The following is a 15,742-nucleotide window of genomic DNA, read 5'->3' as shown; positions in this document are numbered from 1 at the left end:
TCAGGAGCTAAATAATCGAGCCACACTTAGAGAGTTGACAGGATGCAGGGACAGGACATGAACCAATTACTTGATTTGACCCAGCCTGGTCAGCAAAAACCTACCGACCGGGCCCTCTTATATCCCAACGTCAATATAGTGCCCTCGACAAGCCCTCCATTAAGGATTGGTGTGATGGCCTCCGGAAATGGAACAAATTTCGAAGCTCTAATTCAAGCAATCAACTCCGGTTGGCTTAGTGCGGAAATCCCGCTCTTAGTGGTAAATAATCCGGACTGCATGGCACAAAAACGAGCAAAAGCCCATGGCATTGCTGTAAAGGTAGTAGATCATCGGGGATATTCAAATCGGCAAGCTCTCGATCGTCAGCTCGTGAATTTATTTCAATCGAATCAGGTCGATGTTGTAGTGATGGCTGGCTGGATGCGAATTGTTACCGATGTGTTGGTAAATGGCTTTTCTGAACGGCTGATCAATATTCATCCTTCACTTCTACCCAGCTTTCGCGGTCTGGATGGCGTTGGTCAAGCACTCCAAGCAGGCGTGTGCATTAGCGGCTGCACGGTTCACCTAGTCACCACCGAGCTTGATGCTGGACCCATTCTTTCTCAAGCCGCCGTACCAGTCCTCGATGATGATGATCACAAATCCCTAGCTAGGAGAATCCAAATGCAAGAGCACATCCTACTGCCTGCGACGTTGCAACAGATGGCCCATCGCTGGCGTCAGGGATAGAAAGGATGTAGAGGAAGACCATTTTCTGGGGGTAGGCCTGCCATCAGATTCAGACACTGCACACCCTGACCAGCTTGGCCCTTGATCAGGTTGTCAATTGCACTCATCAGCACTAATTGGCCGGTACGACTGTCAACCTGTACTGAAAGAAAGGCTAAGTTTGTGTGCCGTGCCCATTTCGTAGAGGGGTAGGTGCCGACAGGAAGCACGGAGACGCATGGGTGGTGGCGGTACACCGCGTTGAGTACCGTAGTGCAGTCCTCGGCTGTCAGGCCTGGATCACGAAGACGCGCATACACCGTTGAGAGAAGTCCTCTTACCATCGGTACTAAATGGGGAGTAAATTGAATATGGATGGTGTGACCGGCAACCTCTTCAGCTATCTGCTCAATCTCAGAAGCGTGGCGATGCCCAATAACTCCATAGGGGGCTATAGCTTCTGCAGCCTCAGCCAATAGCATGGTTTCTTTTGGAATCCTTCCGCCGCCAGAAGTTCCTGTCTTTGCATCGATGACGATCCTATCAGTCTCGACCAAGCCTTGTTTCAAAAAAGGAAGCAGTGGCAAAAGGCTGGCTGTTGGAAAGCAACCAGGTGCCGCAACAAGCTTCGCCTCTGCGATGGCAGGTCCATTCCATTCTGGCAAACCATACACGGCATCTCGACAAAGATCTCTATCTTCTCGATTAAGCTTGCCCGCTTCCTGGGCATAAACCTGAATCCATTGGTCCAGTGACCGATAACGGAAATCAGCCGAGAGATCCACAACTCGAGTACCACGATTGAGTAATCGTGGGGCTAAGCGACACGCCAGACCGCTCGGCAGGCTAAGAATGGCAAAATCTGCAACCTCGGAGATTTGTTCAGGGTTGACCGGTTGGACAAGTGGATCGTCCGGAATCGGGAGGAATGAACAGACCGAACTCCAGGGTCGACCAGCGTTACGTTCTCCGCCGAGGTAGGTCACTGAAAAGGAAGGATGTCCTTGAAGTAACCGGATGATTTGAATCCCTCCGTAACCGGAAGCACCGATGACCGCAACACGAGCATCGGCTGCACCTACCATTTCAGCCATGGTTGACGGTTTATTACTTGCCATGGGGCGCTCACAGACCAATCGATCGTATAGAGATCAATAATGAGAATTGATTCCACGGTCTCAGGCTCCTGAATTTTAGTTCTTCCATTCAGTCGGACGAACCGATCCGGTTTGACAGCATTGCAGACGCTCTTGTAGCGATTCGCAACGGCGCCTGTGTAGTGGTTGTTGATGACGAACAACGTGAAAATGAAGGGGATCTGATTTGTGCAGCGCAGTTCGCCACCCCGGAAGCAATCAACTTTATGGCAACAAATGCCAGAGGCCTCATCTGTTTGGCCATGAAAGGTCAGCGTTTGGATGAACTCGATCTCCCCCTCATGGTGAATCGCAACACCGATGCCAACAAAACTGCATTCACCGTGAGCATTGATGCCGGGATTGAGCATGGTGTCACAACAGGCATTTCTGCAGACGACCGCGCTCGAACAATTCAGGTCGCCCTGAATCCTTCAACCTGTCCGGCTGATCTACACCGTCCGGGTCATGTTTTCCCATTAAGAGCCCGCTCAGGTGGAGTTTTGAAGCGCGCCGGTCATACAGAGGCCGCCGTAGACCTTGCATTGTTGGCGGGTCTCAGTCCCGCTGGCGTCATTTGTGAAATACAAAATACCGATGGGTCTATGGCCCGTTTACCCGAACTTAGAGTCTATGCCGATCGGTGGAACCTGAGGCTTATCAGCATTGCCGATCTCATTCGCTACCGGCTCGAGAATGAGAGATTTGTTAAGCGACTTGCCCATGCAAAACTCCCCAGCCAATTCGGGACTTTCAAAGCGATTGGTTACCGCAATGATCTTGACGGCTCTGAGCACATTGCTTTGGTTAAGGGAAGTCTCTACTCATTAAGCGAACCAGTCTTGGTTCGTATGCATTCTGAATGTCTCACTGGCGATGCATTCGGATCCCTCCGCTGTGATTGTCGCCCTCAATTGGAGGCAGCCCTTCGCCAAATCGAAATCGAGGGTGCGGGGGTAGTGGTTTATCTGCGACAGGAAGGTCGTGGAATCGGATTAATCAACAAACTGAGGGCATACAGTCTCCAAGATGGAGGACTGGACACCGTGGAAGCGAATGAACGCTTAGGTTTTCCAGCTGATCTTCGAAACTACGGGGTTGGAGCGCAGATTCTTTCTGACCTCGGAATCCATCGCTTACGGTTACTTACCAACAACCCACGTAAAATTGCCGGTTTAGGCGGCTACGGCCTACAAGTCGAAGAACGTGTGCCTCTTATTATGGATCCAGGGTACCACAATGCTGGTTATCTCGCTGTCAAACGTGACAAGCTCGGGCACTTATTCGAAACCAATAACCCATGCACAATTTTGTCAATGACAATTCTAGGGCAATCTGAGTCTTGGTCAGCCGTGCGAGAGCAAGTCGAAGCCCTGGCTAATAAGCATGAACTTCGACTAGAACCCATTCATGAAGCCAGGCTGCTTGCCCTCTGGGACTGCCCTCAGTTTGTTTGGAAAATCGTTCCAGGAAGTTTAAATCCTGCGCCTTTCATTCGTGCACTTGCAGCAATTGAGGCTACCAAAGAATTAGGATTGATGCGCGTTTCGAGCGAACGTATAGCGTTACATCCGCCTCAAACGCTAGAACGCCTGGATAGACAGCTTTCCGACTTGGAGACCGAAGAGGAAGCCAAGCTAATGATGATTAGTCCAGTTCTGTTGCTTTGGCGTCACGCTCAAATGTGACACCAATCCAATGGGATTTAGTCGTCTTGAACCGTTATCTTATTTATACGAGAACCTTTACTTAGTTTTAAAACAACGTTCATATTGTTGGTGAGACCAAACACAGTATGAACACCATCAAGGTGAGGCTGGGCTTTGTGGCAGATGTAGAACTGTGAGCCACCAGTATTACGGCCGGCATGAGCCATAGCCAATGTTCCTGCCTGATGCTTTTGAGAATTTATTTCGCAATCGATTTGATAACCAGGACCACCTGTGCCAGCCATTCTCTTAGAACCTTTACGGCTGTTCGGACAACCACCTTGTGCCATGAAGCCAGGAATGACGCGGTGAAAAGCGAGACCATCGTAGAAACCATCTCTTGCCAACGTCACGAAGTTAGCGACGGTGTTGGGAGCATCGGCTTCAAATAATTCGAGTTTGATTAGGCCTGCCTCTGTATCCATCAGGGCCTTGATCATGGCGGCACGAGCAAAGGACCAGTCTAAGAACAAGGCAGGATGTAATAGTCGGAACAGCATGGATGAATACCCAAAGTCTCAATCTGTCGAACGCCCGCTTAGGAATTATCGGAGGAACTGGCCTTTATGCAATAGCCGGACTCGAAACTGAAGAAGAGCTTGCGATTGAGACGCCCTTTGGTGCTCCATCAGATCTTCTCCGAATTGGACGTTTGCAAAGCATGGACACCATCTTCCTGGCTCGCCATGGAAAGTACCACCAACTGCTGCCGCAAGATGTACCTTACAGGGCTAATATCTGGGCGATGCGTTCTCTAGGAGTGCGCTGGCTGGTTTCAGTGTCAGCCGTTGGATCGCTACGAGAAAACGTGAAGCCCAGGGATATAGTGATACCCAACCAATTCATCGACCGCACGAAACAGCGTCGTCAAACTTTTTTTGGGGAAGGTTGCGTAGCTCACGTTAGTCTTGCTGATCCTTTCTGTATCAAACTGAGTGAGTTATTAGCAGATGCAGGAGAGACGTCTATGCCTCACGGGCGTGTGTTGCACCGCGGTGGTACCTATTTGTGTATGGAAGGGCCTGGGTTCTCCACACGCGCAGAGAGCGAGCTTTATCGCAGTTGGGGATGCTCAGTTATCGGCATGACAAATCACACAGAGGCTAGCCTAGCCAGAGAGGCTGAGCTGGCCTATGCCTCGCTGAGCATGGTGACCGACTTCGATTGTTGGCATCGGGACCACGATGCCGTGATGGCGCGCACAGCAATGGATAACCTTCAAGCCAATACCGCATCCACAAAAGCTATTCTACATAAGTTCACGCAGCGCTTATGCGAGGAGCGTCCTGCATCCACAGCGCACACAGCGCTGGCGAATGCTCTGATCACTTCAAAAAATAATGTGCCTCCTAAAACTCGCCGCAAGCTGGATTTGCTTACGACTCCTTATTGGGGATCCTGCAATCAAAGTTGAGTAAGAGTTACCCCACACGAATCCAGCGCAGCACGAAGATGTTGATCATGCTGTTCAAGAACCAGTCTGGCCTGATCTCTGGATAGACCAGCTGCCTTCATCAACAAAGCAAGCTTCACCGACCCTCCAGAAGAGGCCAACAGTGCTAGACCTTGTTCTCGCTTCACACCAACTAGGTCTCTTAGAATGCGAAGTGAGCGGTCCATTAGCTTACCGTTGCTTGTCGCCATATCGATCATTCGGTTGCCATAAACCTTTCCCAAACGAACCATCACCGTTGTGGACAAAATGTTGAGAGCCATTTTCGTTGCGGTGCCGGCCTTGAGCCTGGTCGATCCAGTTAGCAGCTCAGGACCTGTCAAAAGCCGAATGTCGATGTCGCAAGGCAGGGGGGCTTGATCTGATGGAACACAGGCAATCGCAATGGCAAGAGCACCGATGGAGCGTGCATGAAACAAACCACCAAGTACGTAGGGCGTTGTCCCCCCAGCTGTAATACCCACCAAACAATCACCGGTCTGAAAACCATGTCGATGCAAGTCGTCACGACCAGACTCGTCTAAGTCCTCTAGGCTTTCGGAGCTTCGTAGCAAGGCGGGGCTCCCTCCGGCCAAAACCCCTTGTACAAGGCTGGGGTCATTACAAAATGTTGGGGGGCATTCGGCTGCATCCAACACTCCCAGTCGACCGGAGGTTCCAGCGCCTAAATAAAAAAGACGCCCACCCTGGCGCAGCCGATCTGAAATAGCATCGACAGCAGCTGTAAGCTCATTAGCGGCGGCGGCGACAGCCTGCTGAGGAAACCGATTTTCCTTAATAAACAGCTTGACCAGGTCAGTGGTCGCAAGTCGATCTAGTTGGGTACTGCGAGGATTACTTTGTTCCGTAAGCAGGTGACCACGATCATTAGAAGGCTGGATTTTTGAGTCAAACACAGTGACCGGTATTAGAGCAAATCCTCGAGATGCTGACGCAGCGCGTCAAGTTCAGGGTTCGATTCGGATTCAATCGGTGGATCAATGGTCGAGAGCTGATCCAAAGATTGAGGAGCTATATCCTTCCACTGACTCGTATCGCGGTTGGATTCCGGGGGTGCCATGAACAAACGTTCCTCATCTGTACTGGGAACAAAACCGGTCTTAATTAATCGAGCCTCATAACCTGCATTTTGACAGAACAGTTCCACATCCTCTCGATTCAACTTCTCAACAGTAGGTGCTGGAAAGTCTTGGGCCTCGAGCAGGCCGGCATAACGTTCCGCATCTTCTGGGTTCTCAAACAACAACACCACAGTCCTTCCGGCGATCTCCAATGAATGAATGCCTTCGCTGTCCGTGCCAGCGTCAAACAAAAGCACGTGAACGCGCATTCCAGAACCACCAAGTAAACACTAAACAAAGTCTCTCATCGACTAATAGATAAACCAATTCGATGAGCCGCGGAGTTACCTCACTACATCTCAGATTCAAGCGCTAACTCTTGGAGGCGTCGGTATAATGCGCGCTCGGCTTCTCCAAGATCCGCAGGAATAACCACGACAATTTCAACTAATTGGTCCCCTTGTTGATTGTTAAAACCGAGACCACGACCCCGAAGACGAAGAAGTCGTCCGCTAGATGATCCAGGGGGAACCTGCAACGTCACAGGTCCTTCAAGTGTGGGTACATCAACAGCGCATCCGAGAACTGCATCGGGTGGGAAGAGTTCCAGCCTGTAGTGAATGCAAAGTCCATCAACACGTAGTCCTTCCCCTGTAACTACACGCAACTGCAAAAAATGATCACGACCACCAGGGGCAACATCAGCCAAGCGCAAACGCCAGCCGTCTCCAGCGAGTGGTGGTGTATTCAGCTGAATTATGGTGCCATCACCCAGGGTCAACTCTACCTGCGTCCCTAGAAGTGCCTGATCTGGTGTGAGTTCAACCAAAGATTCAAGATCTTCCACGGCCCGCACTGGTGGTGGTGGTGGAGAAACTGCCGCGGTTGGTTCCGAAGATTGGAAATTATTTTCTTGATCAAAAAACGATGCTGCAGGCTCAGGCTGATTACACCGTTTCTGTGTGCCAAAAATTACATCAAGGTACTCATCAAAATCAGGAAACCCATTAGAGAAACAGTCGCTATTGGCAGCGATAACTCCTCGACCTTTCTGCCAGGCGTCACGCCGTTGCGGATCGTTCAAGACGACATAGGCTTCGTTAATAAGCTTGAATCTTTCTTCGGCAGATGGATCATCTCCATTGAGATCTGGATGCCAACGACGGGCCTCTCGACGAAATGCTCTTTTGAGTTGATCGGCATCGCTATCAGGTTGGATTCCCAGCAGAGACCAGTAATCGGGATCAGCGGTAGATGTCATCGTCCCAAGCAGATGAATCACGGCGATTCGTGCCACGGTTTCGATCGGAGGGTCGACTAGGGGCACTCCAGGGATCGTCATCCCAATCATCTGAAAAAAATTCGTCTTTAAGCGAACTCAGGGTGCTGCGAATACCTTGAAAGGGACTTCCATCGGTCCGACGTTCAGCAGAGAGGCGCCGATTTAGACCAAATAAGGCCTCTTCCAAACTGCTAACACAGAGATCAATCTCTTGTAGAGCATCGGCCGCCAAGGAATTCTGCACATCACGGATGGCCATTTCTACGGCGAGTTGCTGACGCTCTGCACCGTAGGGACCAAGTTCCAGCGCCGCGTCACGTAAGCGACGTTCCGCCTGAGCCAACAGGGTTTGAGCACGGTTACGTATTTCAACTTGATTACGCGTGCGACGATCTTCGTCCGCTCTTGCCTCGGCTTCGGCTAAAAGCGCCGTTACTTCTTCTTCATTGAGATTCGAGCCGCCCTGAATCGAAACGGATTGCTTGCGTCCCGTGGTCCGATCAATAGCACTCACCTGCAACAAGCCATTGGCATCGATGTCGAATGCCACTTGTACTTGGGGAACACCACGGGGCGCAGGAGGAATACCAGAAAGACGAAACCGCCCCAAAGATTTGTTGTCGGACGCCATTTGGCGTTCACCTTGCCAAATGTGAATTTCAACAGAAGATTGATTGGTCTCGGATGTACTAAACACATCTGATTGACGAACCGGAATAGGCGTATTACGTGGAATTAAAACCTTCATTAATCCGCCCACAGTTTCTAAACCAAGAGAAAGCGGTGTCACATCATTTAGAAAAAGATCTCGCAACTCACCGGTAAGGATCCCGGCCTGAACAGCAGCTCCGATTGCAACTACCTCATCAGGGTTAACTGATTGACAAGGATTAATCGGAACCAACGTGCGGACAAGTTGTTGAACCATCGGCATTCGGGTGCCTCCACCAACTAGAACGACATCTTCGATGTCATCTGCAGACCATCCGGAATTATGTAAGGCAAGCTGTACAGGATTCAAAAGACGATCTAACAGATCAGGACAAAGCCCTTCAAAGGTGGTGCGATCCAGCTTTGTTTCTATATGGAGTGGCCCTTTTGACCCCGTAGCAATAAACGGGAGCGAGATTAGTGTTGTTAAAACACCAGATAGTTCTTGCTTTGCCTTCTCTGCTGCTTCGGTTAAGCGCTGTAGGGCCTGCCTATCACGGCGCAAGTCGAGACCATTGTTTTTCTCGAACGAATCCGCCAGCCAATCAACAATACGCTGGTCAAAGTCATTGCCACCGAGCTGTGTATCACCATTGGTAGATTTAACGTCAAACACGCCGTTAGCAATCTGAAGCAAGGAGACATCAAATGTGCCGCCACCTAAATCAAATACAAGAACCTTCCGTGTAGCACTACGATCAAATCCATAAGCCAAGGCAGCGGCAGTAGGCTCATTCAGAATTCGCTCGACGGAAATCCCCGCCAATCGTCCCGCGTCACGAGTTGCCTGACGTTGGGTATCGTTGAAGTAGGCAGGAACAGTAACAACCGCTGCTTCAACTGTTTCACCCAGATAGCTAGAAGCATCATCCGAAAGCTTGTTGATGATGCTAGCAACTAACTCTTCGGGTGCATACTCGCGTTCAGTGACAGGACAGGGCACACGTACCTGGCCACGATCATTTGCCCGAACCGTGTAAGGAACCGAAAGGCTACTGTCTTCGAGCTCATCCCATTTCCTTCCCACAAACCGCTTAAGATTGGAGAAGGTATTTCGGGGACTTAAGACAAGCTGACGTCGAGCTAGTTGGCCAACCAAAAGCTCTTGGTCCTTGGTGTAACCGACCACAGATGGTGTAGTGCGAGTACCCTCGGCATTCGCGATGACGTGTGGTCGTCCCGCCTCTAACACGGCAACAACCGAATTAGTCGTCCCCAGATCGATCCCGACGATCCGCCCCATACCCGCAAATAGTGGAAACCCAAGCTAACGGCCGATTCCAGATCAGATCCATTCCATATCTTGACTAAAAAACGAGCTTTAAGTCGTTTTAGTGGCTTCAGGCGATCTCAGCGATACTTTGGTTAAGTGCGACCTTACGGGAACTGTCCAGAACCATGGACTATCCATATCTTCTTCGAAATCGACCACGATCCGAAAAGTTGTTGGACGCTGGGTTCAAGAATCTTATGGTCGCTTTAGCTTCAGTGGTTGCTTTAATTCTTTTTGCGATTCTAATAGTTGTGTTTAGGGGTAGTCTCGAATCAATGGGTCGCTACGGCTTAAGGTTTTTGACTACGTCTAACTGGAACCCTATCGATGATGAATATGGTGCAGGTGCAGCCATCTATGGAACCTTAGTTACATCACTGCTTTCGCTTCTGATTGCAATACCTCTTGGTGTAGGAACTGCCATCTTTATTACTCAAAACATTATCCCTTGGCGAATTAGAAATCTTATTGGCTTAATGGTGGAACTCCTTGCTGCAATTCCCTCAGTTGTTCTTGGTTTGTGGTCCATCTTTGTGATGGAACCATTCATTCGGCCATTTCTAGAATTCCTACACAATTATCTAGGGTGGATCCCATTGTTCAGTACACCACCAATGGGGCCAGGAACACTGCCGGCAGTTTTTATCTTAGTTATAATGATTCTACCTATTATTACTTCAATCTCTCGTGATTCACTAGATCAGGTACCTGAAAAATTAATACAGGCTGCATATGGTATAGGAGCAACGAGATGGGGCGCTATTATGAACGTAATCTTGCCTGGTGCGATATCTGGAATTGTGGGAGGAATCATGCTTGCGCTGGGGCGGGCAATGGGTGAAACGATGGCTGTAACAATGATTATTGGCAATTCTAATAACCTCAGTCTTTCGTTGCTGGCCCCGGGTAACACCATCGCTGCAATGCTTGCTAACCAATTTGGTGAAGCTGATGGACCACAGGTTTCATCGCTTATGTACGCCGCCTTCGTCCTGATCATAATGACTTTGTCGGTAAATATCTTTGCCCAGTGGCTCGTTAAACATCTCAGCTTTAAATACTGATATGATATATTTTATTTTCAATCAATTAACTAATAAAAAAACCGACCTCAATTACAATCCATACTTAATCCGAAATATCGGCAATCAGATTATGACGATGCTTGCCGGATTGTTTTCGGTGATTGCCATTCTACCATTGATACTTGTACTTAGCTACATTTTAATCAAAGGTTCGTCTCAAATCAGCCTAAGTTTATTCACGGAACTTCCACCATCACCCGGATTAGAGAGTGGTGGAATTGGCAATGCTCTACTTGGAACATTTGTTGTTACAACTATTGCCGCGTTTGTTTCCATTCCTATAGGAGTTGGAGGAGGAATATTCCTTGCTGAATATTCTAAAAGCGGTTGGTTTGCTAAATTCATTCGGTTCGGAACAAATGCTCTTTCTGGCATTCCATCGATCATCACTGGTGTTTTTATCTACGGGACAATCGTGGTTAACCGATTAATATTTGGACACACTTATAGCGCTCTTGCTGGTGGCTTAGCTCTGTCTATTTTAATGCTGCCAACGATAATCAAGACGACCGATGAAGGGCTTAAGCTTGTTTCCGACGATCTTAGACGTGGCGCTCTTGGAGTTGGGGCCTCAAGATTTGTCACTATCGTACAAATCACTCTCCCAATGGCACTTACACCTATTACGACAGGGATTGTACTGGCTATCGCTCGTGCAGCAGGTGAAACAGCCCCACTAATTTTCACTGCCTTGTTTTCTCCTTATTGGCCTGATCTTTTATCAAGAGACAGCATATTCTCTCCGATCGCTACTTTATCAGTATTAATCCATAATTTCTCAATTATGCCTCTTAAAGCCCAAAATGAATTGGCATGGGCTGCATCTTTTATACTAGTTTTATTAATTTTTTGCCTTAATTTATTTTCACGCTTACTTGTGCGAATTGCTTCTAAATAATTTTTCAAATCTGAACTTATCTAGCATGCAATTAATCTTCCTTCTGCCAACAATTGCTATCTGAACGAGGTATGGTTAACGTCACCAAAACAATCCAACACAATAAAAAAGAGGAAATTATTATCTCACTACAAAATGTGACTATTAGTTACAGTGGTGCCGAGGCGGTTAGAAATGTTTTCTGTGATATACCACGTGGCAGAGTGACAGCTTTCATCGGCCCTTCTGGTTGTGGTAAGTCAACGGTTTTGCGTTCTCTTAATCGTATGAATGACCTAATTGATGGCTGCGCACTTAAGGGTCGAGTTTTATTTGATGGTTCTGATTTATACGCACCAGAAGTTGATCCAGTGGAAGTCCGACGACGCATTGGTATGGTCTTTCAACAGCCCAATCCTTTTCCGAAGAGCATCTACGAAAACATAGCCTTTGGAGCGCGAATCAATGGGTTCATAGGGGATATGGATGAACTAGTAGAGCGCTCACTTCGACAAGCAGCTGTGTGGGATGAGTGTAAAGACAAGCTAAATGATAGTGGGTATTCTCTGTCAGGTGGCCAGCAGCAGCGCCTATGCATTGCACGCACAATTGCGATTCAACCAGAAGTGATTCTGATGGACGAACCTTGTTCGGCATTAGACCCGATCTCCACGCTAAAGATCGAAGAAACGATGCACGAACTCAAGAAAGACTTTACTATTGTTATTGTTACTCATAATATGCAGCAAGCTGTTCGCGTCAGCGATGTAACTGCCTTTTATAATGCCGAGCCAGTTGAAGGTGGAAGTGGAAAGGTTGGCTACCTCGTCGAGTTCAACGAAACGGAAGGAATTTTTAACTCGCCGCAGCAACAAGCTACCCAAGATTATGTATCCGGTCGCTTCGGCTGAATCTTGGCCTAGCTGACGCTGATTAAAAAGTTTTTCATCCTCGTCGTCAAGGTCTTCCAAATGCAGCATCTGCGCAAGAGAGACTGGCGCGCAAGGGCTGGAAAAGCGGAGAGCGAGGGATTCGAACCCTCGATAGAGTTGCCCCTATACAGCATTTCCAGTGCTGCGCCTTCGACCACTCGGCCAGCTCTCCACCGGCTTTTGCCAGATGCCAATGTAGCAGGGCGTTTCCGAATGGATGGCATGGGCTCAATCCACCAAATCACCATTCACTGGCGGCAGCAGAACCGCACTATCACCCACAAGGTCCCAGAAGGGGAGTACATACTGCAGAGCTTTGAACAACAAGGGGACTCCCTTCCATTTTCTTGTCGCAATGGATGCTGCACAAGCTGTGCCGTCAGAGTTCGGAGCGGCACTCTCGACCAAGGGGAAGCTATAGGGTTATCCCACAAACTCCGCGGCCAAGGCTACGGGCTTTTATGCGTTGCCAGAGCAATTGGTCCTTTAGAGGCAGAGACCCAAGACGAAGACGAAGTTTACGATCTCCAGTTCGGACAACATTTTGGTCACGGCAAAATCGGCCACGGCTTTCTCCTAGATGAGGAGTATTAATGAAACAACAACTCACCACCACAGCAGCGTTTGAGGCTTCTTTGGAAGAAGCAAGGTTATCTCAGCTGGTTAGCATTGCTCGAAGGGCTGCCGAAGAAGGCGGAGCCGAGCTCATGCGCCACTACGGCCGCCTCTCATTGATTGAAAATAAAGGTCGTGCGGGAGACCTTATCACTAACGCAGACCTTGCTGCGGAACGGGTTGTCTTGGACTTTCTAGCTAAAGAGACTCCTGACATCGCTGTTTTGGCAGAGGAAAGTGGCGCCATAGGCGCACAAGATGGACTGCGCTGGTGTGTGGATCCGCTTGATGGAACAACCAACTTTGCTCACGGATATCCTTTCTTTGCTACATCCATCGGTCTTACCTTTAACCAAAAACCTTTGCTTGGTGCTATTGCAATCCCCCTTTTAGGGGAAACCTATTGGGGTGCACCAGGAATCGGAGCTTTCTGCAATGAACGCGCTATCAAGACTAGTTCCTGTGAGCATCTTGGGGAGTCTCTACTTGTAACAGGATTTGGCTATGATCGTTGTTCGCAGCTAGACAATAACTATGCTGAATTCTGCTGGTTTACACATCGCACTCGTGGCGTAAGGCGGAGCGGTGCCGCTTCTGTTGACTTGGCCTTTGTAGCCGCAGGCAGACAGGATGGTTATTGGGAGCGCGGCTTATCCCCCTGGGACTTAGCTGCAGGTGTGGCTCTAGTTGAACTTGCAGGAGGTTGTGTCAGTGGATACGAAGGTGAAGTATGTCAAATCAATAACGGCAGAGTTGTTGCTGCGGGGCCATCCCTCCATCCAATTATACTGAATGTCCTTGCTCAGGTTTCACCGCTGAGCGGCGAGGCGTTTGGAGCACCCGAAATCACGGTTATGGGATCCTGAACACAAGGCGAATGTTCCGAAGATGGCGCTGCAACCGGCAGCTGGCGCAAAGGATCTGAATCCGCGTCAAGTAGAAACCAATCGGAATCTTACTGAGCGACTCGCTCGCGTGTTTCGACTCTGGGGTTACGACGAGGTGTCACCACCGCGGATCGAACGGATGAAAACCTTGATGGCTGGCGGCGCTATTGCAAGCCGTGACATCGTGCGTCTTGTGGCAGACGACCCGCTGGGATTAAGGCCGGAAATGACGGCCTCAATTGCCCGTGCAGCCAGTACTCGACTCGCCAATAGACCACGCCCAATGCGTTTATGGGCTTCGGGAACTGTGTTCCAGTCAAGGGCTGCAGACGAGGGCGGTCAGCGTATCGAAGAAAACCTGCAAAGCAGCGTTGAACTCTTTGGAGTGGCAGCCATTGAAGCAGAGATGGAATTACTAAGCCTGCTGATGGCTTCAGTGGCTGTTCTAAATCTTGGTTCTATGAATTGTCCTCGCCTTCTTTTAGGGCATACCAGAATCATGGAACTGATTCTCCAGCCCTTTAAAGGATCAAAACGGGATGCTGTGCGTTCGGCTCTGATCCATTTTGACCGATTGGCAATCGAGACTATGGAGTTGTCGGTTAAAGAGCGACAAGTACTACTGACCTTGCTTGATTGTCGTGGTACCCCCGAGCAGGTTCTACGTCAACTTCAAACTTTTTTCGGCCAGCAACCCGTGTTTAACGACCTTAGTCGCCTGTGCACGCTTTTGAGGCGAACAGCCCTTGAACAAGGGATCGTGGTCCAACTCGACCCCAGTTTTCAACCTCGATTTAAGCTCTACACCGGTTGGGTGTTCCAATTAGTTTGTAATGGACGCTCCGCTCCCGTCGTCATCGCCCGTGGTGGCCGTTACGATGATCTTGTTCAGCGTTGTGGTGCTCCCAGTAATCAGGCCTTTGGTGCAGGATTCAGCCTAGCTATAGATCCGATACGAGAACTTATGGCCGATGGAGGTATTGTGGCTGAAGCGGAGCCAGATGTGATAGTGGTCTACTCTTCACAATCGAATCTGGAAGAGGCGCTTGAACGCCAACGTGGTTGGCACGAATCTGGTCGGGGAGCTGTAATCGAATTGCATCCGATCAAGTCAGTGGATGAGGCACAATTGCTCGCCCAAGCTCGTGGGAAACTTCAGCTAGACTGGATCGGTCCGTAGGATTACTTAAAAGAGAAAAGCAACACCACCATGACTCACACCATAGTTACCGATATATGTGAGGGCATTGCCGACTGCATTGACGCTTGCCCTATAGCTTGTATCAATCAGGGCAATGGTAAAAATAAAAAAGGAACAGATTTTTACTGGATTGACTTTCAAACATGTATTGATTGCGGAATTTGTCTACAAGTTTGCCCAGTAGAAGGGGCAATTCTTCCAGAAGAGCGTCCGGAGCTCCAGAGGGCATCGATGTAAATCCTCAGAGTACATAACTAAACAAAGTTTTTGTGACCTGTGCTTCCAGATCATATCGAAATAAGTAAAAGCCTGATCACAAAACATGTGGGGGAAACCTAAATAGACTTTTATGGCTATGTCTTACGTGAGTAAAAATGTTTTCGATTTAGTTATTGCTAACAAATAAAGATCTTTTAGTCGTTTACTCTCTTTTCATTTTTGCTAAGCGCTATCACTTTAAACGTACAAATATGAGGCTTATAAACACGTGTGTCACGCTTCTAGCAACTATTGACCCATTGATTATTTATTCAAGTAGGGATCAAAAAAATAAATCAAGAGAATGACAACGGGTACAGCGAGTACGGTACTTGAGCAGATTCAATACTCGCCACACAGTACTCTAAAAGGCCAACATTGACGGATAGAGACTGTGAAGCCTTGAAGATTATCGAAACAGCCGAGAAGAAGATTAGAAAAGCCTGACTAGTGCCGTTAATAGCGCCTGGTAGAAGCAACACTCTAATTCGATGTTGAACGAATGGTTGCTAGGAGGGAGAGGATGGGGGACAAGAACAGCAAAGCCC

17 protein-coding genes and 1 tRNA gene are annotated in these 15,742 nt (G+C 48.8%); 10 read left to right on the top strand and 8 right to left on the bottom strand.

Annotated elements, in window-relative coordinates; genetic code table 11:
* Positions 1 to 42 precede the first annotated feature (42 nt).
* On the top strand, positions 43 to 735 hold the full coding sequence (purN, locus tag ABWV55_RS05835; RefSeq protein ID WP_353291208.1) for a phosphoribosylglycinamide formyltransferase: 693 nt from the start codon (positions 43 to 45) through the stop codon (positions 733 to 735).
* Here purN and argC read toward each other — a convergent pair.
* Positions 726 to 1,799 (bottom strand): N-acetyl-gamma-glutamyl-phosphate reductase, encoded by a 1,074-nt coding sequence (gene argC, locus ABWV55_RS05830; protein ID WP_353292622.1) that lies wholly within the window; start codon positions 1,797 to 1,799, stop codon positions 726 to 728. The two genes, purN and argC, sit on opposite strands and share 10 nt — an antisense overlap.
* The gene (locus tag ABWV55_RS05825) at positions 1,793 to 2,014 is read right to left on the bottom strand and encodes a hypothetical protein (RefSeq protein WP_353291207.1); all 222 of its coding nucleotides are present in this window, start codon (positions 2,012 to 2,014) and stop codon (positions 1,793 to 1,795) included. The genes argC and ABWV55_RS05825 overlap by 7 nt, the downstream gene beginning before the upstream one ends.
* Here ABWV55_RS05825 and ribBA point away from each other — a divergent pair.
* On the top strand, positions 1,937 to 3,538 hold the full coding sequence (gene ribBA, locus ABWV55_RS05820) for a bifunctional 3,4-dihydroxy-2-butanone-4-phosphate synthase/GTP cyclohydrolase II (RefSeq protein WP_353292621.1): 1,602 nt from the start codon (positions 1,937 to 1,939) through the stop codon (positions 3,536 to 3,538). The two genes, ABWV55_RS05825 and ribBA, sit on opposite strands and share 78 nt — an antisense overlap.
* A gap of 17 nt (positions 3,539 to 3,555) precedes the next feature.
* Here the strand turns inward: ribBA and ABWV55_RS05815 are convergent, their stop codons facing one another.
* Positions 3,556 to 3,999 (bottom strand): peptidylprolyl isomerase, encoded by a 444-nt coding sequence (locus ABWV55_RS05815; RefSeq protein WP_353292620.1) that lies wholly within the window; start codon positions 3,997 to 3,999, stop codon positions 3,556 to 3,558.
* Positions 4,000 to 4,061: 62 nt separating this feature from the next.
* Between ABWV55_RS05815 and mtnP the strand changes: the two genes are divergently transcribed.
* Positions 4,062 to 4,973: an S-methyl-5'-thioadenosine phosphorylase gene (gene mtnP, locus ABWV55_RS05810; protein WP_353291206.1), complete on the top strand. Its 912-nt coding sequence runs from the start codon at positions 4,062 to 4,064 to the stop codon at positions 4,971 to 4,973.
* Here mtnP and murQ read toward each other — a convergent pair.
* From murQ to dnaK, 4 genes are all read right to left on the bottom strand, one after another.
* Positions 4,964 to 5,908, bottom strand: a complete 945-nt coding sequence (gene murQ / locus ABWV55_RS05805; protein ID WP_353291205.1) for an N-acetylmuramic acid 6-phosphate etherase — start codon at positions 5,906 to 5,908, stop codon at positions 4,964 to 4,966. The two genes, mtnP and murQ, sit on opposite strands and share 10 nt — an antisense overlap.
* Before the next feature lie 11 nt (positions 5,909 to 5,919).
* Positions 5,920 to 6,342, bottom strand: a complete 423-nt coding sequence (locus ABWV55_RS05800) for a DUF3110 domain-containing protein (RefSeq protein ID WP_353291204.1) — start codon at positions 6,340 to 6,342, stop codon at positions 5,920 to 5,922.
* A gap of 83 nt (positions 6,343 to 6,425) precedes the next feature.
* Positions 6,426 to 7,334: a DnaJ domain-containing protein gene (locus ABWV55_RS05795; RefSeq protein WP_353292619.1), complete on the bottom strand. Its 909-nt coding sequence runs from the start codon at positions 7,332 to 7,334 to the stop codon at positions 6,426 to 6,428.
* On the bottom strand, positions 7,318 to 9,309 hold the full coding sequence (gene dnaK, locus ABWV55_RS05790; RefSeq protein WP_353291203.1) for a molecular chaperone DnaK: 1,992 nt from the start codon (positions 9,307 to 9,309) through the stop codon (positions 7,318 to 7,320). The genes ABWV55_RS05795 and dnaK overlap by 17 nt, the downstream gene beginning before the upstream one ends.
* A gap of 155 nt (positions 9,310 to 9,464) precedes the next feature.
* Between dnaK and pstC the strand changes: the two genes are divergently transcribed.
* The 3 genes from pstC (at position 9,465) to pstB (ending at position 12,212) form a co-directional block, all read left to right on the top strand.
* Entirely contained in the window at positions 9,465 to 10,403 is a 939-nt protein-coding gene (pstC, locus tag ABWV55_RS05785; RefSeq protein ID WP_353291202.1) for a phosphate ABC transporter permease subunit PstC, read from the top strand.
* A 1-nt stretch (position 10,404) separates the two neighbouring features.
* Positions 10,405 to 11,322 carry a phosphate ABC transporter permease PstA gene (gene pstA / locus ABWV55_RS05780; RefSeq protein ID WP_353292618.1) on the top strand — a complete coding sequence of 306 codons (918 nt, stop codon included), beginning with the start codon at positions 10,405 to 10,407 and terminating at the stop codon, positions 11,320 to 11,322.
* Between the two features lie 71 nt (positions 11,323 to 11,393).
* On the top strand, positions 11,394 to 12,212 hold the full coding sequence (pstB, locus tag ABWV55_RS05775) for a phosphate ABC transporter ATP-binding protein PstB (protein ID WP_353291201.1): 819 nt from the start codon (positions 11,394 to 11,396) through the stop codon (positions 12,210 to 12,212).
* A 106-nt stretch (positions 12,213 to 12,318) separates the two neighbouring features.
* On the opposite strand, the gene ABWV55_RS05770 is transcribed toward pstB, so the two are convergent.
* Positions 12,319 to 12,405, bottom strand: a tRNA-Ser gene (locus ABWV55_RS05770).
* A gap of 50 nt (positions 12,406 to 12,455) precedes the next feature.
* On the opposite strand from ABWV55_RS05770, the gene ABWV55_RS05765 reads away from it, so the two are divergent.
* From ABWV55_RS05765 to ABWV55_RS05750, 4 genes are read left to right on the top strand one after another with little or no spacing between them, the layout of a single operon-like run.
* Complete coding sequence (locus ABWV55_RS05765) at positions 12,456 to 12,827, top strand: 2Fe-2S iron-sulfur cluster-binding protein (protein WP_353292617.1); 372 nt, start codon at positions 12,456 to 12,458, stop codon at positions 12,825 to 12,827.
* Positions 12,827 to 13,714, top strand: a complete 888-nt coding sequence (locus tag ABWV55_RS05760; protein WP_353291200.1) for an inositol monophosphatase family protein — start codon at positions 12,827 to 12,829, stop codon at positions 13,712 to 13,714. The genes ABWV55_RS05765 and ABWV55_RS05760 overlap by 1 nt, the downstream gene beginning before the upstream one ends.
* A 22-nt stretch (positions 13,715 to 13,736) precedes the next feature.
* Positions 13,737 to 14,915: an ATP phosphoribosyltransferase regulatory subunit gene (locus tag ABWV55_RS05755; protein ID WP_353292616.1), complete on the top strand. Its 1,179-nt coding sequence runs from the start codon at positions 13,737 to 13,739 to the stop codon at positions 14,913 to 14,915.
* A 30-nt stretch (positions 14,916 to 14,945) separates the two neighbouring features.
* Positions 14,946 to 15,173, top strand: coding sequence for a ferredoxin family protein (locus ABWV55_RS05750; protein WP_353291199.1), 228 nt, complete (start codon positions 14,946 to 14,948; stop codon positions 15,171 to 15,173).
* The last annotated feature ends 569 nt before the right edge of the window (positions 15,174 to 15,742 follow it).

This window comes from Synechococcus sp. M16CYN (assembly GCF_040371545.1).
Taxonomy (GTDB): Bacteria; Cyanobacteriota; Cyanobacteriia; order PCC-6307; family Cyanobiaceae; genus Parasynechococcus.
Note: the sequence above shows the minus strand (reverse complement) of the source record. Positions and strands in the feature narration are given on the sequence as shown.